The following is a 25,822-nucleotide window of genomic DNA, read 5'->3' as shown; positions in this document are numbered from 1 at the left end:
GACTCTTCTTCGAATCGTCATTCCGCTCTATCTTCTTGTTTGAGCATGATCTTTTCGGAAAACCGGTGTCCACTTTTCCGGATCATGCTCTAGCTGTTCAGCAGCTTCAGCGCCTCTTCATGCACGCGCGGATCGCCGGCGGCGACGATGCGCCCGCCGCTCTGTGCCGGCTTGCCGTCCCAGTCGGTGACGATGCCGCCGGCGCCGTTGACGATCGGGATCAATGCGGCGATGTCATAGGGCTTCAGCTCGGTCTCGACCACGAGATCGAGGTGGCCGGCCGCCAGCATGCAATAGGAATAGCAATCGCCGCCATAGCGCGTCAGCTTCACCTCAGCCTCGACCTTGGCGAACTGGGCGCGGTCGGCGGCATTCATCAGCAGCGGGCTCGTGGTGTAGGACGTCGCATCCTTCAACGAGGCGCAGCGCCGCACGGTGAGCCGGCGCACGCCGGTGGGGCCGGTGTAGCTGGCCATGCCGTTGTCGCCGGAAAACCGCTCGCCGATATAGGGCTGGTGCATCATCCCGTACACCGGCGTGCCCTTGTGCAGCAGCGCGATCAGCGTGCCCCAGATCGGAAACCCCGCGATGAACGATTTGGTGCCGTCGATCGGATCGAGCACCCAGACATATTCGGCGTCCTCGCGCTCGCTACCGAATTCCTCCCCGACAATGCCGTGCTGCGGGAAATTGGCTTTGATCAGCCGCCGCATGACCGCTTCGGCGGCGCGGTCGGCTTCCGTGACCGGGTCGAAATCGTGGCTCGAGCTCTTGTTGTCGATCGAGAGCGAGGTGCGGAAGAACGGCAGGATGGTTTCGCCGGAGGCGGTCGCAAGCCGGCCGATAAAGGCTTTGAAATCGATGACCGTCACGGCTGTCCTTGATCGCTTGCCCGGAAGCTCCACGAATCCGGGCCTCTTGCCTAGCTCAATCCAGCGAGCCGCGCACCGGTTGCGGCGGCCTTATTCGCAATGAGATGAGCCTGTCTGCTTTCGAATCGGCTTCGGTTAGGCGTGCATTATTGGTGAAGGCGCCAATCACGAAGTTGGGAATATTGGGGATTGTGACACATCCGTCACGCGGAATTTCCCGGTAGTCTACATGTAAGATATTGATCTTAAAAAAGAAATTTCTATTTAACCAAGCTGTTGCATAACCGCCAGCCTGACGAAGATTGCGCGGGAAAAGTTTCAAAAAGACTTGCGTTTTGTGCAGCGCGGTCGCATATTGTTGCGGTGCGGTAGCGCCTCGCGCTATCGCTGCCCTCCTTGGGCGTTTCCTCCCTAGACTTGGGCCGCTTGTTCATTCAAGCGGCCCTTTTTTCTTGGGCGGAAGGGATGCCCGCCGGTGCGAGCGATCCGGCAGTCGTCGACTGAGCTTACTTCAGCGACGAGTTGATCGACGTGAACTTGTCGCTGAGGTTCGAGCCGACGCCGTTCACGACCGCGATGATCGCCAGCGAGATGCCCGCTGCGATCAGACCGTATTCGATCGCCGTTGCCCCAGACTCGTCCGACAGGAATTTTGCAAAGATGTTCTTCAAGTTGACCTCCAGGTTAGCGCGGCTTCCAGGTTCCGCGGGCGACGAACTTGGGTTCCAAGCTTGAAGAGTCGTTGAATGCGAAAGTTAAAATGCCCCGTAGTTTCCCGGATATGGTGGGGAGCGGGTGCAAACACCCCCAAATCGTTAACGGCGCGCTGTTCCCGTTCCGAAAGGTTATCCGAATGCTTGTCGACAATTTGCCGACAATGCGCGGGTAAATCGCGCCCCGTTACTCGGCGGCCGCCTGGAATGGCCCGAGATCGCCGAGCGGCAGCGCCGCCAGCGCATCGGCTATCGCGGCGAAATCGGCCATCACCTGTGCGAACCGTGGCCCGCGCTCGCGGCGCCGCTCGTCCATGTAGATCGCGCGGTTGAGCTCGAGCTGGACGGCGTGCAGGCCCGAAGCCGGATTGCCGTAATGTTCGGTAATGAAGCCGCCGGCATAGGGCTTGTTGCGGCCGATCGAATAGCCGAGCGCGCTCATGGTCTCCTCGACCGTGTCGGCCAGCAGCGGCGTGCAGCTCGTTCCGTAACGGTCGCCGATCACGAGGTCCGGCCGCCGCGGCTCGTCGCGCGACACACCGACCGAGGGCATCGAGTGGCAATCGACCACGATCACGGTGCCGAACGCCTGATGCGCCTTGTTGATCAGCCGCCGCAGCGCACGATGGTAGGGCTTGTAGAGCGCCTCGATCCGGCCGAGCGCGTCGTCGACCGAAAGCCGCTCGCGATAGATCTCCTGCCCGTCGCCGACCACGCGCGGAATGGTGCCGAGGCCGCCGGCCACCCGCATCGAGCGCGTATTGGCAAAGCTCGGCAGCCGGCCGCTGAACATCCGCGGATCGAGCTCGTACGGCTCGCGGTTCACGTCGACATAGGAACGGGGGAAATGCACCCTGACCGTCGGAAAGCCGCGATCGCTCAGCCCTCCGATCAGTTCGTCCATGAACGAATCCTCGGAGCGGCGCAGCGAGGTCAGGTCGATCCGCGCGGCGTTAAGGAATTCCGCCGGATAGACCGAGCCGGAGTGCGGAGAGTTGAAGATGATCGGCGCCCGCCAGGTCGCCGGTTCGACGATCTCGAACGGAGGCGACAGTTCGCCATCAAACTGGGTCATCGTCGGGCGCCGTCCCCTAATGTCCGAGACCTCTGGACGAAATTTCCTGCCAGAAAACCGGAAGTTTTATGAGCGCGCATTGTCGGTAATCGCAGCCATTCTGCCAAGTGAAAAAACCCTAAAGCCCCCTGGAACGCTTCTCGAGAACAAAAAACGCATCCTTCATGGCCCTCGAACGCCTTCCGGCGCGGCCTTCCCTAAGCTAAACCGTAGGCCTGCTTCCGCTCGCCTTTCACCCGAAATTTACCGTCTGTCGGGCTTAGTGGACCGGCAGAGTTTGACTCCCGGGGATAGTCGCGTACCGCCATGCATAAAATCCTTCTCGCCGAAGACGACAACGACATGCGCCGCTTTCTGGTGAAGGCGCTGGAAAACGCCGGTTTCCAGGTCTCGCCCCACGACAACGGCATGTCGGCCTATCAGCGGCTGCGCGAGGAGCCGTTCGAAATGCTCCTGACCGACATCGTCATGCCGGAAATGGACGGCATCGAGCTGGCGCGCCGCGCCTCGGAACTGGACCCCGATATCAAGATCATGTTCATCACCGGCTTTGCGGCCGTGGCGCTCAACTCCGATTCGGAGGCGCCGAAGAACGCAAAGGTTTTGGCCAAACCGGTCCATCTTCGCGAATTGGTCAGCGAAGTGAACAAGATGCTGGCGGCCTGATTCGCCGCAAATTAGCGCCGAACGATCCTTGCAGCCCCGGTCGGGAGCCGATATACGGACCCCCGACCCATCGAAATCTATTAGGGCACGTAGCTCAGCGGGAGAGCACTACCTTGACATGGTAGGGGTCACAGGTTCGATCCCTGTCGTGCCCACCATCCATCTCCAATGGCTTAGGCGCCCTGCGCCTGCCGCCGGGAGATGATTTTTCCAGGACAGCCGTCCCGGTCGCAGATCGCCCAATTCCGGGCCGTCGACAGCGCTACGCTTTTTTCAGGATCGACCGTATCCGTTCCGCCAGGTCCGGCAGGCGGTAAGGCTTGTTGATGATCGGAAACTCGTTGGTAGCCTGATGACGCTCCAGCACGTCGTTCGCGTAACCGGACGTGAGCAGAACTCTCATTTCGTTGTTCAACAGCCTCGCTTCCCGGGCAAGCTCAATTCCATTCATTCCGGTTGGCATGACGACATCGCTGAACAGAAGCTCGAATTGCTGGCCGCTTTTGAGTATTGCGATAGCCTCCTCGCCATTTTTTGCGCAAACAACCTGATAACCGAATGTCGTCAGCATTGCCGACGTAGCTTCGAGGAGATCCTCATTGTCCTCGACGAGGAGGATGCGCTCGTGACCTGCCGGTTCCGCGGTTGCTTGAACGGCTTCCGTCTCGATGTCCAAATCTTGTGTGGCCTTCGGCAGGTACAGCGCGACGGTCGTTCCCTCGCCGGGTGTACTTTCCACGGTGACGTGCCCCCCGGATTGACGGACAAAGCCATAGACCATGCTGAGGCCGAGTCCGGTGCCCTTGCCGGCCTCCTTGGTTGTGAAGAAGGGTTCAAAAGCGCGGTTGCGAACTTCAGGGGTCATTCCGGAGCCGGTGTCTGTCACGGACAGCCTCACATAGGATCCTGGCGGGCAGCCGGCGGGAGCTTGCTCATCCAGGACGACGTTCCTGCTCTGGATCTCGAGCACGCCGCCATCCGGCATGGCATCGCGGCCGTTCAGGGCAAGGTTGAGGAGGGCGGTCTCCAGCAGCGACGGGTCGACGTGGCATCGCCATAGCCGCTCATCGGTCAGCAGTTTGACCTCACATGCTCCTCCGACCGCCTGGCGCAGCAGTCCGCTGAACTCCAGAATGAGCTGGTTTGCATCGACCACACTCGGGTTGAGCTTCTGTCGCCGGGAAAAGGCGAGCAACTGCGTGGTCAGCTTGGCTCCGCGATCGGTCGCCCGTCGTGCAGTCGCGGCGAACCGCCGGATATCGCTGTTATCAGCAGCGGCTTCAATCAGCTCCAGATTGACCGAGATCACCATGAGCAGGTTGTTGAAGTCGTGCGCAACACCGCCGGTGAGCTGTCCGACGGACTCCATTTTCTGACTCTGGTGAAGCTGTTCCTCGATGATCCGTCGCGCCTCTATCGCCTGCTTGTGTTCGGTGACGTCTCGAAAGTAGATCGCCAGACCTTCGCCGGAGGGGAAGGCATTGATCTCGTACCAGGCACCGCTGCGCGGACAAAGCGCCTCGAACGAAACCGGGTGCTGATCCGACATGCCTTCCCGGCACCGCCTGAAAATCTCTTTTTCCGGATCGTCCGGAAAGGCTTCGCCGAAGGGCGCGCCGACAAGGTCGCGGCCTTCGGCGATCTGCGTGCGGGCCCGTGCGTTGAGGTAACTGATCCGCAGATTTCGATCGACGATGATCACGCTATCGGTGGTGCTCTCAAAGACTGTCGTGATGCGGGCTGCGGTTTCCTCCGCCGTCTCTTTCGCTTCGGATAATTCACGCTCCCGACGCTGGAGCGCATCGGCCATGGTGTTGAACGCATCGGCAACCCGCGCGATTTCAGATCCATCCCGAATGTTCAGGCGGCCGCCGTAGTCGCCGAGCCGCCATTGGTTCGCAGCGCCGACCAACTGGCCTAACGGGCGATCGATAAACCGCCGCGCGCCCAGGAATGTCAGGACCAGCACCAGCGATGCGCTGAGCGCGATGAGAAGGATGCCGCGCTGCGTGCGACTATCGATTTCGCTGAAGGCCTGCGCCTTGTCGAGGCCGAAACCGACGACGAGTCCCCCGGAATCAGCCTGTAGTGCCGAGTAGCCTTCAATCCGTTCCACGCCGTCAACGTCGACGATATCGCCGGTTTTCAAGTATTCTCCAGCAGGCATCTTTGTGCCGACGAACCGGCCGTTATCCGGGTAGCGGGCGAGGTAAGTGCCGTTGCGATCCATGATGGCAAGCGCGGCTCCTTGCGGAACGCCCTTGTCGGCGATGTACTCGGCGAGCCAGTCCAGGTTGAGACCCGCCACAATGATGCCGGCCATCCGGTTATTCTCGCCATAGAATGGCAGTGCAAATTGAATGACGTTGCGGCCAGTTGACAGGCCTACCGAGAACTCTGCGACGGTGAATGTCCGCGTCTTCAGGATGTCGGCAAAGTAGGCCCTGTGAGCGATGCTGATCGGTCTGTGGTCGCTGTTCGTGTCGCAGAACGACGAGCCCTTCAGATCGGTGACTAGAAAGGTAATGAAGGCCGGAAATCGCTCATGCAAAGCCGCCAGGTAAGCATTGCACGCCTGGCTGTCTTTCGTCTTGATCGACGGAAGCTCGGACATGGCGATCAGGACTTGACGAATTCCCTGCACGATCTGTTGCTGCTCTGCCGCGGAGAGCCTGGCTAGGTTGGTTGCATGGTCCTGCACTTCCACTTCGCGTGATCGCCGCTGGGCGAGCTCGCTGTACGCCTGGATGGCGATCACGGGCAGTATGGCGACAGCCACCAGCACGAATAGGCGGGACAGGATGCTCACTGTTTCGCGAGCCTCAGCGCTCGCGTGGCGAGGCCCGCGGCGCGGCAATGCGCCGACGACAAATAGTCGTCACGATGCGTACGCCGGGAAGTGCCGCAATAATGCCTGTGGCGAGGGAGTCGTAAGCACACCTCTGGAAAATTCCGAAGCTTTCGATCACAGTCGAATCGCAATTGAGTGACCGGTATTGGCGGCTAGTCGTCGATCGCCACCCGCTTGCCCCCGTAAGCTTCGGATGCAAGCTACGCATGAACCATTGAGCCAAGCAGGAGGCAGGCATGCCGAAGGGATCGGATCTGATGGTGGCCGCGCTGGAGAACGAGGGCGTCGAGCGCATCTTCGGAGTTCCCGGCGAAGAAAATCTCGACATGGTCGAGAGCCTGAGGAAATCGTCGATTCAACTCGTCGTGACGAGGCACGAGCAAGGCGCGGCGTTCATGGCCGCGACCTATGGCAGGCTTACAGGCAAGCCAGGCGTCTGCATGACCACGCTGGGTCCGGGCGCGTTGAATCTCACGACCGGCGCGGCCTATGCCCTGCTTGGCGCGATGCCGATGGTGATGATCACCGGACAAAAGGGCATCATGAAGAGCCGTCAGGCCGGTTTTCAGATCGTCGACGTGGTGAGTGCGTTCAAGCCGCTCACCAAGATGTCACGGCAGATCGTCAGTCCCGCCACCATCCCGACGCTGGTGCGGGATGCTTTCCGGATTGCCACGGAGGAAAGACCCGGCCCGGTGCTGCTGGAATTGCCTGAAGACATCGCGGCCGAGGAGGCTGACGCCATCGCGGCCATCCCACGGCATCCAATCGAAATTCCCGTCGCGCACCGGGCCTCGCTCGACCGTGCCGCTGAAATGATTCTGGCGGCGAAGCGTCCGCTGATCATGCTCGGTGCCGCCGCGTCGCGGCCGCGCAGCACTGCCGGCATCAGCGGGTTCGTCCGGCGCACGCAAATTCCATTCTTCAATACCCAGATGGGCAAGGGGGCGGTTGCGGGAGGCAGCAAGCTTTACATGGGAACCGCCGCGCTCAGCGAGCGCGACTATGTTCATGAAGCGGTCGACCGCGCCGACCTGATCATCGCGATCGGCCACGACACGATCGAAAAACCTCCCTTCATCATGGGCCCGACGGGGCCGCAGGTGATCCATGTCAGCTACACGCCGGCGACCGTCGAGCAGGTCTATTTCCCGCAATGCGAGGTGGTCGGCGACGTCGGCCCGAGCCTCGAACTGCTCGCCGACCGCGTCGAGGGCCGGCTGCACCATGCTGGCGCGCTGCTCGGCCTGCGCGAGGGTATCCTCAGTCGCATCACAGAACGCAACGAGGAAGATCGCTACCCGGTAACCCCGCAGCGCATCGTTCACGACGTGCGGCAGGTCATCCCTGAGGATGGAATCATCGCCCTCGACAACGGCATGTATAAAATCTGGTTCGCCCGAAACTACCGCACCTATGTCGCCAACACGGTGTTGCTGGACAATGCGCTGGCGACCATGGGGGCAGGGCTTCCGTCGGCGATGATGGCGTCGATGCTGTACCCGGATCGGCGGGTGATGGCCGTCTGCGGCGATGGCGGGTTCATGATGAACTCGCAGGAAATGGAGACGGCGGTTCGCCTCAAGCTCAATCTCGTCGTCCTGATCCTCGAGGACTCCGCCTATGGCATGATCCGCTGGAAGCAGGCGGTCGACAATTTTCCCGATTTCGGCCTGACCTTCGGCAACCCGGACTTTGTGAAATATGCCGAGAGCTACGGCGCAAAAGGATCACGCGTCGGTAAGGCCGATGATCTCGTTCGGGTGCTGGAGGCGGCATTCAAGGGCGACGGTGTGCACCTCGTCGTCGTGCCGATCGACTACTCGGAGAACAAGCGCGTGCTGGTCGACGAGTTGCGCGCCAAGGTAAAGCCGCCAGCCGGATCGGCTGACTAGAGTGCTGTCCGACAGTTGCACACGCTGCCAGCGTGTGCGATCGGCCTTCTTTCAGGAATGGATCGATTGTTGTTCGATCGCCTCAACAGCCACGGTCGCTACCTGCCGCAGCGCCTCGCGATCGGCGCCTGATGACGCCATTACGCCCATGCCGACAGACACGGCGGAGACATAGCGTGCCAGGGCGGCCGGATCAGCGGTTTGCTTGAGGTCGCCCTCGCTCTTCGCCCTTGTGAAGCGCTCGCACAACTGATCTTCCGTCAAGGCACGCCGCGCGGCGAGTTCGAACGGCACATTCTCCGAGCCCGTCCCGCAGGCGAGACCTCCTTGCACCAGGAGACAGCCGGGCGGGTTGGCAGGATCCGTTTGGGTGTCCGCGATACCCATCAGCATCCGCTCCGCGACGTCGCGTGCGGTCGGCGCGCTCAAGATCTCGTCCATCCACTCGGCGCGTTTGGCGGTGTACCGGTCGAGGGCGGCTTTCAGCAGCCCTTCCTTGTTGCCGAAGGCGGCATAGAGACTTGGGGGGTTGATGCCCATCGCATCGGTAAGCTGGGCGATGGTCGCGCCCTCGTAGCCGTGCCGCCAAAACACCTCCATCGCCTGATCCAGAGCGGAATCGGCGTCGAACTCGCGGGGGCGTCCCATGGCCATGTTCGTCACTCCCTCGGACCGGGCGTTCATTTGAAGTCGCGACCTTGGTCCTATCCTGTTGTTTTTATTTTACTTATTCAAGCTTGCCTTGCATTCCCGTTTTGGGATAAATTTTCGTAGTGGCTGATACATAAGTATCTTGCGCTCTACGGTCCAGCTCCACATTTGTAGCAAGCACTACAATAATGGAGCGCGCAAATGCACCCCTCTTCCCCTTCCCGCCGTTCAGGCCGATTCCGACGCGTTCTCGTCGGGCTCGTTCTCGTGGGCGCCGTGGCCGTGGCCGGCTCGATGCTGACCGGCCGCTATTTTCACAATGCCGCCCAGGCGACCCAAAACGCCGCCGTGGCTGAAGCGGCGGTAGCGGTCACGGTGGCGGTAGTCGAGCCGCGATCGACCAGCCTGTGGGACGATTTCTCCGGCCGCCTGGAAGCGGTGAACCGCGTCGAACTCCGTCCGCGGGTGGCAGGTGCGATCCAGTCGACCAATTTCACCGAGGGTGAGTTGGTGAAGGCGGGCGACGTGCTGTTCAAGATCGATCCCGCGCCTTATGCGGCGGAGGTCGACAAGGCCGAGGCGCAGCTTGAAGCCGCCAGGGCGCGCGTGGTCTTCACCGCCAGCGAACTCGAGCGCGGCGCGCAGCTTGTCGGCAACAACGTCGTGACCCGGCGTGACTACGACCAGCGCGACAACGCCCATCGCGAAGCCGTCGCCAGCGTGAAGGCCGCCGAAGCCACGCTGCAAACCGCAAGGCTCAATCTTGGCTATACCGAAGTGCGCGCGCCGGTCGACGGACGGGTCGGCAAGATCGAGGTGACCGTCGGCAATCTCGTTGCCGCCGGCACGGCGTCGCCGGTACTGACCTCGCTGGTGTCGGTCAATCCGATCTACGGCAGCTTCGATGCCGACGAGGACGTCGTGCTGCGCGCGATCGGTTCGATCGCCGATGCCGGCGGCAAGCGCGGCAAGCTCGATCAAATTCCGGTGGAGATGTCGACGTCCTCGGGCGCCACCGTGAAGGGGCGCATCCAGTTGATCGACAACCAGGTCAACGGCCAAAGCGGCACCATCCGCGTTCGCGCCACATTCGATAATGAGGACGGCCGGCTGATCCCGGGCCAGTTCGCACGGTTGCGAATGGGCCAGCCGAAGCAGCAGACGCTGGTGATGGTCGATGAGCGGGCGATCGGCACCGATCAGGACAAGAAGTTCGTGCTGGTCGTGGGGCCCGACAATCGTGCGCTCTATCGCCCGATCACCCTCGGCGGCAGCGTCGAAGGACTTCGCATCGTCACCTCGGGCCTGAACTCGGGCGACCGCGTCGTGGTCAACGGCTTGCAGCGGGTGCGTCCCGGTGCGCTCGTGAAACTCGAAGTCGCCGAAATGGGCATGCGCGGTTCGCAGCATGCCTCCGCGGACAAAAACCAGGACGTCGCGCAGCGCTGAACGCTGGCGCAGGGGCATTCCATGAATCTGTCGAAATTTTTTATCGACCGGCCGATCTTCGCCGGCGTCCTGTCGGTGCTGATCTTCCTCGCCGGTCTCATCTCGCTGCTGGCGATGCCGATCTCGGAATATCCTGATGTCGTGCCGCCATCGGTCGTGGTGCGCGCGACCTATCCCGGCGCCAATCCAAAGGTCATCGCCGAAACGGTGGCGACGCCGATCGAGGAGCAGATCAACGGCGTCGAAGGCATGCTCTACATGTCGAGCCAGGCCACCACCGACGGCGCGATGACGCTGACGGTGACGTTCCGGCTCGGCACCGATCCCGACAAGGCGCAGCAGCTCGTGCAGAACCGCGTGCAGCAGGCCGAGCCGCGCCTGCCGGCCGTGGTGCGGCAGCTCGGTATCATCACCAAGAAGAGCTCGCCCGACCTGACCATGGTCGTGCATCTGCTGTCGCCCAACAACCGCTACGACATGACTTACTTGCGCAATTATGCCGTGCTCAACGTCAAGGACCGGCTGGCGCGGATCGATGGCGTCGGCGATGTCCAGCTTTACGGCGCCGGCGATTATTCGATGCGGGTGTGGGTCGATCCGCAAAAGGCCTCGGAACGCGGCTTGACCGCCAATGACATCGTCAAGGCCATTCAGGCCCAGAACGTCGAAGCGGCCGCCGGCGTGGTCGGCGGCTCGCCCAGCGTCAAGGGCCTCGATCTCCAGCTTTCCGTCAATGCGGAGGGCCGCCTCTCCACCGAAGAACAGTTCGGCGACATCGTGGTCAAGACCGGCGCGCGCGGCGAGGTGACGCGGCTGCGCGACGTCGCGCGCGTCGAGCTCGGCGCCTCCGAATACGGCCTGCGCTCGCTGCTCGACAACAAGCAGGCGGTGGCGATCCCAATCTTCCAGGCGCCGGGATCCAACGCGCTCCAGATATCGGACAATGTCCGCGCGACGATGGCCGAGATCAAGAAGAACATGCCGGAAGGCGTCGAATACCAGATCGTCTACGACCCCACCCAATTCGTCCGCTCCTCGATCGAAGCGGTGATCCACACGCTGCTCGAGGCGGTTGCTCTCGTCGTGCTGGTCGTGATCCTGTTCCTCCAGACTTGGCGCGCGTCGATCATCCCGCTGCTGGCGGTGCCGGTGTCGATCGTCGGCACGTTCGCGGTGATGCACGTCTTCGGTTTCTCCATCAACGCGCTTAGCCTGTTCGGGCTGGTGCTGGCGATCGGCATCGTGGTCGATGATGCCATCGTCGTGGTCGAGAACGTCGAGCGCAACATCGAGAGCGGCCTGTCGCCGCGGGACGCCACCTATCAGGCGATGAAGGAAGTGTCGGGACCGATCATCGCGATCGCGATGGTGCTGATCGCGGTGTTCGTGCCGCTGGCCTTCATCTCCGGCCTGACCGGCCAGTTCTACAAGCAGTTCGCGCTGACGATTGCGATCTCGACGGTGATCTCGGCGATCAATTCGTTGACGTTGTCGCCCGCGCTTGCCGCGCTGCTGTTGAAGGGACACAACGATCCCAAGGACTGGTTGACCCGGGTGCTCGACAGGGCGCTTGGCTGGTTCTTTCGCGGCTTCAACAAGGCCTTTACGCGTTCGTCCGATAATTACAGCCGCAGCGTCACCAAGGTGATCTTCGGCAAGTCCGCCGTCATGGTTCTCTACCTCGTGCTGGTCGCCGCCACCGCGGTGCTGTTCAAGCAGGTGCCGAGCGGCTTCGTGCCGGGCCAGGACAAGCAGTATCTGGTGGGATTTGCGCGGTTGCCCGATGGCGCGACGCTGGACCGCACCGAGGAAGTCATCCGCAAGATGAGCGACATCGCGCTGACCCAGCCCGGCGTGCAAAGCTCGGTGGCGTTTCCGGGTCTGTCGATTTCCGGCTTCACCAACTCCTCGAACGCCGGCATCGTGTTCTCGACGCTAAAGCCGTTCGACGAGCGCAAGGATCCCTCGCTCAGCGGCAATGCCATCGCGGCCGACCTGAACAAGAAATATGCGGGGATTCAGGAGGCGTTCATCGCCATGTTCCCGCCGCCGCCGGTCAACGGCCTCGGCACCATCGGCGGATTCAAGTTGCAAATCGAGGACCGGGCAGGCCTCGGCTATGACGCGCTCAATGACGCGACCAAGGCCTTCATGGCGGCGCTTTCAAAGGCGCCCGAGATCGCCGGCGCCTTCTCGAGCTTCCAGGTCAACGTCCCGCAATTGTTCGCCGACATCGACCGCACCAAGGCGCTACAGCTCGGCGTCCCCGTGACGGAAGTCTTCAACACGCTTCAGATCTATCTTGGCTCGTTCTACGTCAACGACTTCAACAAGTTCGGCCGCACCTATTCGGTCTATGTTCAGGCCGACGCGCCGTTCCGGGCGCGGGCGGATGACATCCGTCAGTTGAAGGTGCGTTCGGCGTCGGGCGACATGGTGCCGCTGTCGGCGCTCTTGAAGATTCGCCAGAGCGCGGGTCCCGAACGCGCCATCCGCTACAACGGCTTCCTGTCGTCCGACATCAATGCCGCCGCAGCGCCGGGTTATTCGTCCGGCCAGGCGCAGGAGGCAGCGACGCGCATCGCCGCCGAAACGCTGCCGCCCGGATTTGCCTTCGAATGGACCGACCTGACCTATCAGGAGTTCATCGCCGGCAATTCCGGCCTGTGGGTGTTCCCGCTGGCGATCCTGCTGGTGTTCCTCGTGCTGGCCGCGCTCTATGAAAGCCTCACGCTGCCGCTGGCGATCCTCATGATCGTGCCGATGGGCCTTTTGGCTGCGATGTTCGGCGTCTGGCTATCGGCGGGCGACAACAACGTGTTCACCCAGATTGGCTTGATCGTGCTGGTGGGATTGTCGGCCAAGAACGCGATCCTGATCGTCGAATTCGCGCGCGAGCTCGAATTCGCCGGCCGCTCGCCGATCCGCGCTGCGATCGAGGCCAGCCGGCTGCGGCTCCGCCCGATCCTGATGACCTCGATGGCGTTCATCATGGGCGTGCTGCCGCTGGTGCTGTCGACCGGCGCCGGCTCGGAGATGCGGCGCGCCATGGGCGTCGCCGTGTTCTCCGGCATGATCGGCGTGACCATCTTCGGGCTGTTCCTGACGCCGGTGTTCTATGTGCTGCTGCGGACCGTCACGGGCATGAAGCCGCTGACGCATCACGGCGCCGACGCGGGCATCGGCCATGCCGAAGGAGTGGGGCACGGCTCGTCTTCCGCGGCAGGCTGACTTCAGGCATAGAGCGCCGCGTATTCCTTCTCATACGGTGCGTAGGATTGCTTGATGCTTGCGAGATTCAGCAGCATCGTCGCGACCGGCGCATCGTCGCCGCCGAACACGGTCGTGCGCACCCACATGCTCTCGGTGCGCCGGCTGCCGCTGAGCGCAACCACCTCGCGTTCCGTCGTGTAGCTCTCGCCGACAAACAGTGGTCCGCGCAGCACGTGGATTTCCTGATCCGCGAACAGGCCGACCGCGGGGCCGCGCACCGGCAACTTGTCCTCGCGCGCGCGGTACTGGAACAGCACGCTCAGCATCTCGAACGGCACGATCGGCCGGCCCCACGGATTGTCGCCGCTGGCGTACCAGGGCGACGGCTCGGTGATGACCTTCAGCTTTTCGTTCAGTGAAAACGGATAGAGATCGCCCATGTGCTGATCGGCATCCATCCGGATGGTCTGTCGCGTCGTCTTCATGCCGACCTCGACATCCCTGAGAATGACGGGGTCAGTCAGCGGCTTCAGCTCTTTCAGCCGCAGCGACAGCGCGGTCTGCGATCCATCGCCTCCCACCGATGCCGTGCCGCGAAGAATCTCGGTGCCGTCCTGGCGCGTCATGCCGATCGCGCAAATGTTCTCGCTCAGTTTCGGCCTCTCGATGCTGGCCTGCACCTCCTCGCCTTCGAACACGGGATTGCGGTAATGCGCCGACAGACATCCGGTCTCGAACCACGCCTTGCCCCAGATGCGTTCGCACAGCGGCGCGAACTGGCTGAAATGCGTCGGGCCCTCGATGGTGCCGCCCTGGAAGCCGAGCTTTTGCGCGGTCGCATCGTCATGGATCGAGGCGTGCGAATCGTAGACTTGCGCATGCAGCATCTGCTTCGGTTGCCGCCACGGGCCCATGAGGACGTTGTTACTTTCGGTGATCTCGCTATCGAAGGCCTTGGTCATCGGCGTCTCCTCCGCTTTCCTCGTTCCTGCGGCAAGTATCGCCGCCAGATCAAGCAAAATGCACGCCTGATATGCCGCCACGCGGCAAATAGGGGGCTGTGCATGCATGGCAAATCCGGTGCATGCTGCGCTCAAACGAAAATCAGGTCCACCACAAGGGCCGCAGAGCGGGGCAAAGGTTCATCATGGCGTTGATGGAAGTTGGGCTGGACGACAAGTACCGGCTGGATGCGAAGCGAATCTTTCTGTCGGGAACGCAGGCCTTGGTCCGGCTGCCGATGTTGCAGCGGGAACGCGATCGCGCCGCGGGACTCAACACCGCGGGCTTCATCTCAGGCTATCGCGGCTCGCCGCTCGGCATGTACGACCACGCGCTGTGGCGCGCAAAATCCTTCCTCCAGCAGCACGATATCGCCTTCGTCCCCGGCCTGAACGAAGACCTCGCCGCGACAGCGGTGTGGGGCAGCCAGCAGGTTGGCATGTTTCCGGGCGCGAAGGTCGATGGCGTGTTCGGCATCTGGTACGGCAAGGGCCCCGGCGTCGACCGCTCGCTCGATGCGCTCAAGCATGCGAACTCGGCGGGTAGCTCGAAGAACGGTGGCGTGATCGCGCTCGCCGGCGACGATCACGGCTGCCAGTCCTCGACGCTGGCGCATCAGAGCGAGCAGGTGTTTGCCGCAGCCCTGATGCCGGTGGTCAATCCGGCGACGCTGCAGGATTATCTCGATCTCGGCATTCTGGGCTTTGCGCTGTCGCGTTTTTCCGGCTGCTGGGTCGGCTTCAAGGCGATCTCGGAGACGGTCGAGAGCTCGGCCTCCATTATCAGCGACATCGATCGCATCAACATCGTCATACCGGATGATTTCGAGATGCCGCCGGGCGGCCTTTCGATCCGCTGGCCCGATCCGCCGATGGAGGCGGAGCGGCGGCTGCATGGCCCGAAGATGGACGCGGTCGCAGCCTTCGCGCGTGCCAACCGCTTTGACCGGATCGTGCTGGACTCTAAGCCGGCGCGGCTCGGCATCATGGCGACCGGCAAAGCCTATCTCGATCTGCGCCAGGCGCTCGCCGATCTCGGCATCAATGACGCCGAGGCACAGGCGCTGGGCTTGCGCATATATAAAGTCGCGCTGACCTGGCCGCTCGAAGTGCGCGGTGCGCTGCAATTCGCCGAAGGCCTGCAGGATGTGCTGGTGGTCGAGGAGAAGCGGGGCTTCATCGAGGACCAGCTCGTGCGCATTCTCTACAACATGGACGCCTCGAAGCGTCCGTCGGTGGTGGGTAAGCGCGACGAGAGCGGCGCCGTGCTGCTGCCGAGCGAAGGCGAGTTGACGCCGACCATGGTGGCCGCTGCCGTGGTGGCGCGGCTGCGCAAGCTCGGCCATCACAGCCCGGCGCTGGAACAGCGTCTTGCAAAACTCGAAGCGTTCGATCGCCCGGCCGAGGGCATCGGCGCGGCGAAGCTGAGCCGCACGCCATATTTCTGCTCCGGCTGCCCGCACAACACCTCGACCAAAATTCCCGACGGCAGCCGCGCGATGGCCGGCATCGGCTGTCACGGCATGGCGCTGTCGATCCCCGCCCGCCGCACCCAGACCATCTCGCATATGGGCGGCGAGGGCGTTGCCTGGATCGGACAGGCGCCGTTCACCGACGAAAAGCACGTCTTCCAGAATCTGGGTGATGGCACCTATACCCATTCCGGCCTGCTGGCGCTGCGCGCCGCAGCCGCGGCCGGCGTCAACATCACCTACAAGATACTTTATAATGACGCGGTCGCGATGACCGGCGGCCAGCCCGCCGAAGGCGGCTTCAACGTGGCACAGATCGCGCACCAGGTCGCGGCCGAAGGCGCAAAACGCCTCGCCATCGTCACCGACGATCCCGAAAAATATCCGGCCAATTTCTTCCCGCCGCTCGCGACCGTGCATCACCGCCGCGAGCTCGATGCCGTGCAGCGCGAGCTGCGCGATATCGGCGGCCTCACCGTGCTGATCTACGACCAGACTTGCGCGGCGGAAAAGCGCCGCCGCCGCAAGCGCGGGCTCTATCCCGATCCGCCCAAGCGCGTGTTCATCAACGAGCGCGTCTGCGAAGGCTGCGGCGACTGCTCGCAAGTGTCGAACTGCGTCTCGGTGCAGCCGCTGGAGACCGAGCTCGGCCGCAAGCGCCGCATCGACCAGTCGAACTGCAACAAGGACTTTTCCTGCATCGAGGGCTTTTGCCCGAGCTTTGTCACCGTGCATGGTGGCAAATTGCGCAAGGCCGATCGTGCGGCCGCTGATCCCTCCGCGCTGTTCGCCGATCTGCCGAACCCGGTCATTCCGGCGCTGGGAGGCGACTACAACATCCTCGTCACCGGCATCGGCGGCACCGGTGTGATCACCATCGGCGCGCTGCTCGGCATGGCCGCCCATGTCGACGGAAAGGCCTGCTCGACGCTGGACTTCACCGGCCTGTCGCAGAAGAACGGCGCGGTCATGAGCCATGTCCGCATCGCCCCGAAGGCGGACGATCTCGCCAGCGTACGCATTGCGCCCGGCAATGCCCACCTCATCCTCGGCTGCGACATCGTGGTGGCGACATCGGCCACGGCGCTGAGCCGCGCCGAACGTGGCGTCACGCGCGCCGTCGTCAATGCCGACCTGCTGCCGACCGCGAGCTTCGTCATCAATCCCGACATCGATTTCGAGATGGGCGCGATGCGCGATGCGCTGAGCGGCGCGGTCACCGCCGATCATCTCGACATTCTCGATGCCACCGGCATCGCCACCGCACTGATCGGTGACAGCATCGCCACCAACGCCTTCATGCTCGGTTTTGCGTTCCAGCGCGGTGCGATCCCGCTGTCGCTCGAAGCGATTCAGAAGGCGATCGAACTCAACGGCGCTGCGATCGAGATGAATCGCACCGCCTTCAACTGGGGCCGGCTCGCCGCGCACGATTTGCCGCGCGTGGTCAGTGCCGCCCGCTTCAAGTCGAGTGGAAATGGCCCTGTCAGGAAGACGCTGGACGAGACCATCGCCTTTCGCGCGAAATTCCTGATCGATTATCAGGACGAGGCTTATTCGAAACGCTATCTCGCCGATGTCGAGCGCGTGCGCGCCGCCGAAGCCAAGGCCGCGCCCGGCTCGACTGAGCTGACCGAAGCCTTTGCAAAGGGCCTGTTCAAGCTGATGTCCTACAAGGACGAATACGAAGTCGCCCGTCTCTACAGTGACGGCGAATTTGCAAAAGCCTTGCAGGCGCAGTTCGACGGCGATCCCGGACTGAAGGTGCTGCTCGCCCCGCCGCTGGTCGCCCGCCGTGACAAGGTCACCGGCCATCTGCAGAAGCGCGAATTCGGTCCGTGGGTGTTCAAGGCGTTTGGCATGCTCGCGAAGCTGAAGCGCTTGCGCGGCTCTGCGCTCGACATCTTCGGCTACACCGCCGAGCGCAAGATGGAGCGCGCGCTGCCGGGCGAGTATTCAGCGATGATCTTCCGCCATCTCGACGGCAAGCTCGACCTGCCGCGGTTGGTGGCGCTTGCGAAAGCGCCGGAGACCGTGCGCGGCTACGGCCATATCAAGGAAGCCAATGTCGCGCGCTACCGAGCCGAATGCGCGCGGCTCGAAGCCGCGATCGGCCAACCGGTGGCGCAAGCGGCGGAGTAGAGGATGCAGTTCGGCATCTTCGATCAGAATGACCGCGGCCCGTATCCGCTCTCCGAGCAGTACGAGAAGCGGCTCAAGCTGATCGAATTCTACGACCACGCTGGTTTTCGCACCTATCACATGAGCGAGCATCATTCCACGCCGCTCAACCTGACGCCGTCCCCCAGCGTCTTCCTTGCCGCCGTCACGCAGCGCACCACGCGCATTCGCCTCGGCGCGCTGGTCTATGTGCTGCCGACTCATCATCCGCTGCGGCTCGCCGAAGAAATCTGCATGCTGGATCATCTCAGCGGTGGCCGCATCGAAATCGGCATCGGCCGCGGTGCCTCGCCGCACGAGCTGGATTATTTCGGCGTCGATTCGGACCAGGCCCAGGCAATGTATGTCGAAGTCTACAATGTCATCATGCAGGCGCTGACAAAGGACCAGGTCAACTTTTCCGGCAAGCACTTCACCTACAAGAACGTTCCGATCGATCTGAAGCCCGCACAGCTTCCGCATCCACCCCTGTGGTACGCGGTGCCGGTGCCGGAAGGCGCGGCCTGGCCCGCGCAGAGCCGCATCAACATCGTCTGCGGCGGGCCGATCCCGCGCGTGCGCGAGATCACCGATCGCTACCGCGCCGAATGGGCGGCGGCCGGCCATGCGGCCGAGCAGATGCCGCTGCTCGGAATCAACCGGTTTGTCGTGTGCGCCGACACCGACCGCGAAGCGATGGCGCTCGGCCGCCGCGCCTGGCCGTCGTTCTACAAAAGCTTCATGAAGCTCTGGAACCTGCACGGCACGCAGCCGCGCTACGCACGCATTCCCGACGATTTCGAGACAGTCGTGAAAAACGGCGGCGGCATCGTAGGCTCGCCCGGCACCATTCGCGAACAGGTCAGCCGCATGGCGAACGAAGCCGGCGCCACCTACTTCATCAGCCAGTTTTCCTTCGGCGATCTCACGCAAGATGAAGTGCTGCACTCCGCCGGCATCTTTGCCCGCGAGGTGCTGCCGCTGGCGCGCGAGCGCGTGGCGCAGGCGGTTTAGTCTCAGGCCTTCAATTCAGCCGCCAGAAAATCGACCAGCGCGCGAACTTTGGTCGACGGCCGCGGCCCACCGGGAAACACCGCATGCACGTCGACCGGCGTCAGCTTGTAGCCGCGCAGCACCTGCACGAGCGCGCCCGATTTGACCTCGGCGCCCGCCATTGCCGTCGACACCATCGCGATCCCCAATCCTGCCATGGCACAACTGAATAGGCCCGGTCCCGACTCGGTGTGGATGCGGCCGCGAACGTCCACGGAAACTTCGGCGCCGTCGCGGTTGAACGACCAGCTGTCGCGGCCGAAATTGCCGGGCCCGAAGATGCAGTCATGCGAGGCGAGGTCGGCCGGCGTTTTGGGCGTGCCGCGTGCGGCAAGATAGGCGGGCGAGGCGACCAGCATCCGCTGCAGTGTCGCGAGCTTGCGCGCGCCGAACACGGAATCGTCGAGGTCGCCTAGGCGGATTGCGATATCGGCGCCTTCCGCGACCAGATCCTGCCGTGCATCGACAACGGACATTTCGAGTCGCAGCAGCGGATGCGCAGCCAGGAATTTTGGCAGCCGCGGGATGATCTCGCGCGTGCCGTACATCACGGGGATGGCAAGACGGATCAAGCCACGCAGCGAGTCGAGGCCACGCGCGGCATCTTCGGCATCCTCGATCTCGGCGAGGATTTCGCGGGCGCGGTCGAGAAACAGCGCACCGGCATCGGTCACTGTGATGCGCCGCGTGGTGCGCAAGAGCAGTGTCACGCCAAGCCGCGCTTCCAGTTCGCCGATGATGCGCGAGACCGACGGCTGTGAAAGCCCGAGCTCGCGCCCGGCCCTGGAAAAGCTGCCGCTATCCGCCGCGCGCACGAAAACCGCCAATTCCTGCAACCGGTCACTCATTTGATATCCAAATAAATGATCTCCGTATTTGCTGTATACTCCCTATTCGGCAAATGAGCCAGATTTTGCGGGCCAACCCCAACCGATGGAGATTTTCATGGCCCTGCAAGACCGCCTCGATGCCTTCAAAGCCGACTTCCGCTCCGGCCGTCCGCCCTGGAACGTGACGAAAGACCAATTCGAAATCATGGAGCGTGCCACGGCCGAACTGATCGCCAGCGGTCAGGCACAGCGGGCCAAGAAGGCCGGCGATGTCGCGCCGGAGTTTTTGCTGAAGGATACGGATGGCAATCCGGTCTCTTCGCGCGAACTGCTCGCCAAGGGGCCGCTGGTTGTCTCGTTCTATCGCGGCGTCTGGTGTCCCTATTGCAATCTGGACCTGCAGGCACTCCAGGAGGCGCTTACCGACATCATCGTGCGCGACGCCAGCCTGGTCGCGATCTCGCCGCAGACCGCCCCGAATAACCGCAAATCGCAGCGCGACAACAAGCTCGGCTTCCCGATCCTGAGCGATGTCAGGAGCGAGGTGGCCGATGCCTTCGGCATCCGCTTTGCGCTGCCGGACTACCTCGTCGAGCTTTACAAGAGCTTCAAGAACGACCTGCCGGCGTTCAACAACGATCCGTCCTGGGTGCTGCCGATGCCGGCGCGCTACGTGATCGGCGCCGACGGTGTCATCGCTTACGCCGAGGTGAACCCGGACTACACCCAGCGGCCCGATCCGTCGGAATTGCTGCCGGTGCTGGATCGCCTGCGCCCAGCCAAGGCCGCCTGATCACAAGCGCGCGGCACCTGTGCTGATCCACCGGCATCGAAGGGATTGCCGGGATCACGCAGGCGTAAGCGCCTTCGGCGGGAACCGAAGGCTCCATCGCGCTTTGTCCGGGCAGGGCAGGCGCGATGGAGGCCGTCATGGCCGACCAATGGATACGTGCCGACCGCCCGGTCGAGATGATGCACGACACCGGCGAGGACGACGCAGCCTATGCCGTGGGCTGGACGATCTCGGGCGTTGCGACGTTGGCGACAATCGTTGCGGTCTGGGTTTTCGCAATCTGACTGCGTCTGCGGCGCGAACGGATTTCCCAACAGGTTCGGTGGAGCGATCGCAGGGGCTGCCCTGTGGCCTCCACGTCCGACCAAAGCCCAATAGTGGCGCAGAAATACTCTCCAATATCATGCCAGGCTGATGCCGGAGATCCTTGCCACCCGGAAGGAGAGTGTTCGCATGACCGCAGATGGTCTCGCCTTGGCTGCCATTGTCATCCTGCTTTTTCCAATGGGCTATTTCCTGCTGGCGGCGCCGGCCTTCCTGCTGGTGAAGCTCGATATCCCGCCGGTCACGCTGCTGCTTCGCGGCATGTTCAATGCGCATTTCCTGATGGTGAGCATCGCCGGAATCATCGGGACGTTGACCTTCGCCATTGCGGGCCGGCCGGTCTTCGCCATCGGCATCGGCCTGATCGCGGCGTTCGCGTTCTGGAGTCGCGGCTCGTTTCTGCGCCGGTGGGATGCCCAACTCAGCGCCAGGGATGCCGGCGACAAATGTGCCGTGCGGCGGCTGCGGCGGATGCATTGGGGCGGCATGCTCGGCAATGCGATCCAGACCGTCGCGATCGTCGCCAGCATTCCCTATGTCGCGTCCGCTTGAACGGCGGATTGACGCAACGCACCATCGCATTTGCGGAACTTGACATCAGGTCGTCGCCGGCCGGGTTGTGCGATCATTTGATGCAATCGACGTCTCTTCCCCGCTGCGGTATCATGTTCCCGCACAATAAACCTCGGGGGGAATCACGATGAAGACCAGGACAATCCTGCTTGCCGCTGCGCTCGCCGCCTTTGCCATGGGCGCATCGGCGCAAGACAAGCGTCCCGACTACGGCACCGCGGTCAATGCCGAAGGCGCCAAGAAGATTGCAGCCGGCGTCCTCGCCGAATGCAGGAAGAACGGCTGGAACGTGGCCGTCGCCGTGGTCGATAATCACGGCTTCCTGGTGTATTTCGAGCGCATGGACAATACGCAGACCGCCAGCATGGACATCGCCGTCGGCAAGGCGAGGGCGGCGGCAACCTATCGGCGCCCGACGCGCGTGTTCATGGAAGCGATCAACAAGGGCGGGCCTGCCACGGCCACGCTGCCCGGCGTCTTCGCCTCGCCCGGCGGCATTCCGATCATGGTCGACGGCAAGGTCACGGGCGCGGTCGGCGTCAGCGGCGTCACCGGCGACCAGGACGAGCAATGCGCCAAGGCCGGCCTCGGCGCATAGCGGGGCGCGATCGGGTTTCAATGCGCCAATCTGTCCCGGCTTCCACGCGTGGCAGAGGCGGAGTGATGCAGTAACCTCCCTGAGAATCAGGGAGGAAATTGTGTCTGCAAAAATCGATCGCCGCCATTTCATCGCTGCCGGGGCGGCAGCCGTCGCGACGCCGTTTGTCTTGCGCGGCGCCTTGGCGCAAACGGCATGGCCGTCGCGGCAGATCCGCATGGTCTGCAGCTATCCGGCAGGCGGGCAGACCGACCTGCTCGCGCGCGCCTTCGGCGATTACATCTCCCGGCAAGTCGGCAAGACCGTCGTCATCGAGAACAAGGCGGGCGCCTCGGGCGCCATTGGCGCTGCGGACGTGGCGCGCGCCGAGCCTGACGGACACACCATCCTGTGCTCGATCTCCACCACCTATGTGATGAACCGGGCGATGATGAAGAACCCCGGCTACGACATGGACAAGGATTTGACGCTCGTCAGCGTCATCCCGGGCGCCGGGCTGCTTCTGGTCGCCAACCCGAAGACCGGCGTCAAGACGCTGGCGGATTTCGTCGCGTTCGCGAAGAAGAGCGGCAAGGTCAATTTCGGCACCTACAGCGCGGGCTCGTCGCCGCACATGACGATCAACGAACTCAACAAGCAGTATGGCCTCAATATCGAGCCGGTCCATTACCGGGGCGAGGCGCCGATGTGGACAGGACTGGCCGAGGGTTCGATCGATGCCGCGATGGGCAGTTACACCGCCGCGCAAGCCGTCCTGGGAAGCAACAACGGCACAGTGTTCGCGGTGCATTCGAAAAAGGTCGACGCGATCCCCGAGATCAAGACCTTGCCCGACCAGGGCGCGACATCGAAATTCTTTACCGTGAGCGGCTTTACGGGCTGGGCCTTGCCGAAGGCGACGCCGCAGCCGATCGTCGATCGCCTCTCGGAACTCTGCGTCGCGGCCAACAACGATCCCAAAGTGAAGGAAATACTCAAGACTTTCGTGCTGGAGCCGGCGATCGGATTCAAGGAAAGCAACGCGCTGTATCAGCGGGAATTGCCGATCTGGATCGAAGCGTCGAAGTCGCTCGGTCTCGAACCCGCTTAATCTGCCGGCCTTCGCCGGATGCCCGGCGAAACCGCCAGCAGCGCCGCCGAGGCAAAGGCCAGCAAGGCGGCAAGCTGAAAGGCATGCTGGAAGGCTTCGACGAAGCCGCTGATGGTGTTCAGGATTCCGAACACCATCAGGACGACGGAAGCGGCTGTTACCGTGCCAAGCGTTCGCGTCAGCAGAACGAGGCTGCCCGCGACGCCGCGATCCCTCAGCGGCAGCGTGGCGGTCACGATATCGGAATAGGCAAGCTGGAACAGGCCGAGGCCGATGCCCTGCAAAGTGAGCCCCGCGATCCGCAAGGCCGTCGGGGTTTGCTCCGTCCAGGAGCCGAGCATCAGCAATCCGCTGCCGATCATGACGGCGCCAGCGATGGCGAGGCGCTCGGCGGAGACGTGCCGTCCGGCGAGCCGGCCGCCGATCGGTGCAGCCAGCACAGCGCCTGCGGCGGCGGCCGCGAGGATGGCGCCGCTTTCCGTCAGGGAATAACCGGGCACGCGCGCCAGATAATACGGCACCAGCAGCCACACCGAAAAAGCTGCGAGATTGGCCAGCACGCTGACGAGATTGAGCAGCGCAAAGCCTGGTTTCCTGAGAATGCCGACCGCGATGATCGGATGCGCCGCGCGCTGCTCGCGCATGACAAAGGCTGCGAAGCACAGGGTGGAGAGCAGGGCGAACCAGATGGCGGAAAATTCGCGAACACGATTGATTGCCAACAGCATCGCGACCAGGCCCAGCACCAGCGCAACGCCTCCCGGCACGTCGAAGCGGTCGCCGGTCTCGCGTTTCGCCGCGACCGGTATCCCGTGCAACAGCAACAACGGCACGAGCGCGATCGGAATCCGGACCCAGAACACGGCGGGCCAGTCCCAGGCTGCCGTCAGCGCGCCGCCGAGCAAGGGACCCAGCATCAGGCCAAGTGCCAGCATCATGGTGTAGATGCCAAGCGCCCGGCTGCGCCGCTCCTCGCCATAGAGCGATGTCACCAGCGCAACGCCGCAGCTCAGTACCAGCGCGGCGCCGATGCCTTGCAGGAAACGAAAGAACAGCATCGCGCTGAATGTCGGCGACCATGCGACGAGGGCCAGCGCCACCGCACTCCATATCAGGCCGACGCGGAAAATCAGTGCGTGACCGACGGTGTCGCCGACGCGTCCGAACGCCAGCAGCAAACTCGCATAGGTCAGCACATAGCAAATCACCACCCACTGGATATCGCCGATCGCGAGGCCAAATCCGCGGGTGATGGCCGGGAAGGCGATATTCACGGACGTATCGAGCTGTACTGCGGCCGTGCCCAGCCCGATCATGGCAATTTGCCACGCTCTTGCGTGCAGCAGGCCGATCGTTGCTTTGGGAAGATCGCCGGACGAAGCCACGTCGAACCCGACTTCACGCCGGCGCGAACGAGATCACGCTGTCGCCGTCGACGTCGCGCGCCAGTCGTCCCATCGATGCCAGCATATTCAGATGAGCCAGCGCCTCGCCAAACGCCAGGCGCGGATTGGCATACAGCGCGCGCGGAAAGATTTCCTGCGCGACCAGAAACGCATTGGTCTTGCCCGATGCGACCGACATCACGTCGTCGAGCCGCGCCTGGTGGTGCTCGCGCAACTGGGCGAGCCGCTGATGCAGTCCGCGAAACGGCAGGCCATGCGACGGCAGCACCAGCGTGTCCGCCGGCAGCGCCTCGAGCCGGAACAGCGCGTCAAGATATTCCTGCATCGGATTGGCTTCCGGCTGCGCCGCAGGCGCGATCACCGATGGCGCCATGTGCGAGAGGATCTGGTCGCCCGCGATCAGGATTTTCTCGCCCGCACAGAAGAACAGCGCGTGCTCGGCCGAATGCCCGCCCGCGGTGATCACCTGCCATTCGCGTTGTCCCATCGCGATGACATCGCCATCCCTGATCCGAATGAATTCGCGCGGCGGCCGCCCTCCCAGGAATTTTGACGGGCGTTGCGCCGCCATGATCACTGCGGCTTCGTCGCCCGACGCCCCGTTGCGCTTCATGAAGGACGCAAACTGCTCGTCGGGTCCTTCCTCCCGCTCGTGCCACATCTTCCAGCCGCTGAGCCATTCGGCCAGCGGCATGCGGACGCTGCATTTCGTTTCCTTCACGAAGAAGCCGGCGAGGCCGAAATGGTCGGCGTGCGCATGAGTGAAGGTGAGGTTCTGCAAGGGGCGGGCGCGCAGCAATCCCCGCCAGAGCTTGTCCCACATCTCGAAGGTGTCGTCGGTGTTGAGGCCGGTATCGACAATCGTCCAGCCCGGCCCGTTGTCGAGCAGCCAGCAATTGACGTGGTTGGGCGCCGTCGGCACCGGCAGCCGCACCCAGAACAGTTTTGGCAGGACATCCGTCAGCTCGCCATAGGCCGGCGGGCGCTGCACTGTGAAATCGAGACCGTCGGACATTCCTCGCCCCCGCCGCATTCAATTCAGCACGATTTTACGGCCGGTGCCTTGGCCTGAGCGGCGGCGCGAGCTTACGCGATTTGGCGGGGTCATCAACGCCGTGAAGAATGTTATGGCTGCCA

General features: G+C 63.1%; 21 protein-coding genes and 1 tRNA gene. 12 read left to right on the top strand and 10 right to left on the bottom strand.

All coding sequences use genetic code 11. The annotated features are described in order from the left end of the window. Positions 1-89: 89 nt before the first annotated feature. The 4 genes from hisN to JQ628_RS07370 form a co-directional block, all read right to left on the bottom strand. Positions 90-872, bottom strand: a complete 783-nt coding sequence (gene hisN / locus JQ628_RS07385) for a histidinol-phosphatase (protein ID WP_212221418.1) — start codon at positions 870-872, stop codon at positions 90-92. Between the two features lie 55 nt (positions 873-927). Then, positions 928-1,194, bottom strand: a complete 267-nt coding sequence (locus tag JQ628_RS07380) for a hypothetical protein (protein ID WP_212221416.1) — start codon at positions 1,192-1,194, stop codon at positions 928-930. Between the two features lie 184 nt (positions 1,195-1,378). Further along, complete coding sequence (locus JQ628_RS07375) at positions 1,379-1,543, bottom strand: Flp family type IVb pilin (protein WP_212221414.1); 165 nt, start codon at positions 1,541-1,543, stop codon at positions 1,379-1,381. A gap of 229 nt (positions 1,544-1,772) precedes the next feature. Continuing rightward, complete coding sequence (locus tag JQ628_RS07370; protein ID WP_212221412.1) at positions 1,773-2,660, bottom strand: N-formylglutamate amidohydrolase; 888 nt, start codon at positions 2,658-2,660, stop codon at positions 1,773-1,775. 306 nt (positions 2,661-2,966) lie between these two features. On the opposite strand from JQ628_RS07370, the gene cpdR reads away from it, so the two are divergent. Continuing rightward, the gene (gene cpdR, locus JQ628_RS07365) at positions 2,967-3,326 is read left to right on the top strand and encodes a cell cycle two-component system response regulator CpdR (protein ID WP_027539837.1); all 360 of its coding nucleotides are present in this window, start codon (positions 2,967-2,969) and stop codon (positions 3,324-3,326) included. 83 nt (positions 3,327-3,409) lie between these two features. Next, positions 3,410-3,484 (top strand) — tRNA-Val (locus JQ628_RS07360). Positions 3,485-3,588: 104 nt separating this feature from the next. On the opposite strand, the gene JQ628_RS07355 is transcribed toward JQ628_RS07360, so the two are convergent. After that, entirely contained in the window at positions 3,589-6,135 is a 2,547-nt protein-coding gene (locus tag JQ628_RS07355) for an ATP-binding protein (RefSeq protein ID WP_212221410.1), read from the bottom strand. Positions 6,136-6,413: 278 nt separating this feature from the next. Here JQ628_RS07355 and JQ628_RS07350 point away from each other — a divergent pair, with 278 nt between their 5' ends. Continuing rightward, on the top strand, positions 6,414-8,072 hold the full coding sequence (locus JQ628_RS07350) for an acetolactate synthase large subunit (protein ID WP_212221408.1): 1,659 nt from the start codon (positions 6,414-6,416) through the stop codon (positions 8,070-8,072). Positions 8,073-8,123: 51 nt separating this feature from the next. Here the strand turns inward: JQ628_RS07350 and JQ628_RS07345 are convergent, their stop codons facing one another. After that, positions 8,124-8,726 (bottom strand): TetR/AcrR family transcriptional regulator, encoded by a 603-nt coding sequence (locus tag JQ628_RS07345; protein WP_212221406.1) that lies wholly within the window; start codon positions 8,724-8,726, stop codon positions 8,124-8,126. A gap of 198 nt (positions 8,727-8,924) precedes the next feature. Between JQ628_RS07345 and JQ628_RS07340 the strand changes: the two genes are divergently transcribed. Further along, positions 8,925-10,172 (top strand): efflux RND transporter periplasmic adaptor subunit, encoded by a 1,248-nt coding sequence (locus JQ628_RS07340; RefSeq protein WP_212221404.1) that lies wholly within the window; start codon positions 8,925-8,927, stop codon positions 10,170-10,172. A 21-nt stretch (positions 10,173-10,193) separates the two neighbouring features. Further along, a complete protein-coding gene (locus JQ628_RS07335) occupies positions 10,194-13,403 on the top strand; it encodes an efflux RND transporter permease subunit (protein WP_212221402.1) in 3,210 nt (1,069 codons plus the stop codon). A gap of 2 nt (positions 13,404-13,405) precedes the next feature. On the opposite strand, the gene JQ628_RS07330 is transcribed toward JQ628_RS07335, so the two are convergent. Next, the gene (locus JQ628_RS07330; RefSeq protein ID WP_212221400.1) at positions 13,406-14,347 is read right to left on the bottom strand and encodes a hypothetical protein; all 942 of its coding nucleotides are present in this window, start codon (positions 14,345-14,347) and stop codon (positions 13,406-13,408) included. 185 nt (positions 14,348-14,532) lie between these two features. Here JQ628_RS07330 and JQ628_RS07325 point away from each other — a divergent pair, with 185 nt between their 5' ends. Beyond that, positions 14,533-18,000, top strand: coding sequence for an indolepyruvate ferredoxin oxidoreductase family protein (locus tag JQ628_RS07325; RefSeq protein WP_212221397.1), 3,468 nt, complete (start codon positions 14,533-14,535; stop codon positions 17,998-18,000). A 3-nt stretch (positions 18,001-18,003) separates the two neighbouring features. After that, the gene (locus JQ628_RS07320; RefSeq protein WP_212221395.1) at positions 18,004-19,032 is read left to right on the top strand and encodes an LLM class flavin-dependent oxidoreductase; all 1,029 of its coding nucleotides are present in this window, start codon (positions 18,004-18,006) and stop codon (positions 19,030-19,032) included. Between the two features lie 2 nt (positions 19,033-19,034). Here the strand turns inward: JQ628_RS07320 and JQ628_RS07315 are convergent, their stop codons facing one another. Further along, complete coding sequence (locus JQ628_RS07315) at positions 19,035-19,919, bottom strand: LysR family transcriptional regulator (protein ID WP_212221393.1); 885 nt, start codon at positions 19,917-19,919, stop codon at positions 19,035-19,037. A 97-nt stretch (positions 19,920-20,016) separates the two neighbouring features. Between JQ628_RS07315 and JQ628_RS07310 the strand changes: the two genes are divergently transcribed. The 5 genes from JQ628_RS07310 to JQ628_RS07290 all read left to right on the top strand — a co-directional run bounded on the left by JQ628_RS07310 (position 20,017) and on the right by JQ628_RS07290 (position 23,279). Continuing rightward, positions 20,017-20,694 (top strand): peroxiredoxin-like family protein, encoded by a 678-nt coding sequence (locus tag JQ628_RS07310; RefSeq protein ID WP_212221391.1) that lies wholly within the window; start codon positions 20,017-20,019, stop codon positions 20,692-20,694. 137 nt (positions 20,695-20,831) lie between these two features. Next, complete coding sequence (locus tag JQ628_RS07305) at positions 20,832-20,978, top strand: hypothetical protein (RefSeq protein WP_212221389.1); 147 nt, start codon at positions 20,832-20,834, stop codon at positions 20,976-20,978. A gap of 169 nt (positions 20,979-21,147) precedes the next feature. Next, positions 21,148-21,570, top strand: coding sequence for a hypothetical protein (locus tag JQ628_RS07300; protein WP_212221387.1), 423 nt, complete (start codon positions 21,148-21,150; stop codon positions 21,568-21,570). Between the two features lie 148 nt (positions 21,571-21,718). Further along, the gene (locus tag JQ628_RS07295) at positions 21,719-22,189 is read left to right on the top strand and encodes a GlcG/HbpS family heme-binding protein (RefSeq protein WP_212221385.1); all 471 of its coding nucleotides are present in this window, start codon (positions 21,719-21,721) and stop codon (positions 22,187-22,189) included. Positions 22,190-22,289: 100 nt separating this feature from the next. Next, a complete protein-coding gene (locus JQ628_RS07290) occupies positions 22,290-23,279 on the top strand; it encodes a Bug family tripartite tricarboxylate transporter substrate binding protein (RefSeq protein ID WP_212221383.1) in 990 nt (329 codons plus the stop codon). Here JQ628_RS07290 and JQ628_RS07285 read toward each other — a convergent pair. Together JQ628_RS07285 and JQ628_RS07280 are read right to left on the bottom strand one after the other, a co-directional pair. Beyond that, entirely contained in the window at positions 23,276-24,595 is a 1,320-nt protein-coding gene (locus JQ628_RS07285) for an MFS transporter (RefSeq protein ID WP_212221381.1), read from the bottom strand. The two genes, JQ628_RS07290 and JQ628_RS07285, sit on opposite strands and share 4 nt — an antisense overlap. A gap of 82 nt (positions 24,596-24,677) precedes the next feature. Continuing rightward, on the bottom strand, positions 24,678-25,700 hold the full coding sequence (locus JQ628_RS07280) for an MBL fold metallo-hydrolase (protein WP_212221379.1): 1,023 nt from the start codon (positions 25,698-25,700) through the stop codon (positions 24,678-24,680). Between the last annotated feature and the right edge of the window lie 122 nt (positions 25,701-25,822).

The sequence above is a fragment of the Bradyrhizobium lablabi genome (assembly GCF_018129385.1).
In the GTDB taxonomy this organism is placed as follows: Bacteria; Pseudomonadota; Alphaproteobacteria; order Rhizobiales; family Xanthobacteraceae; genus Bradyrhizobium; species Bradyrhizobium lablabi_C.
Note: the sequence above shows the minus strand (reverse complement) of the source record. Positions and strands in the feature narration are given on the sequence as shown.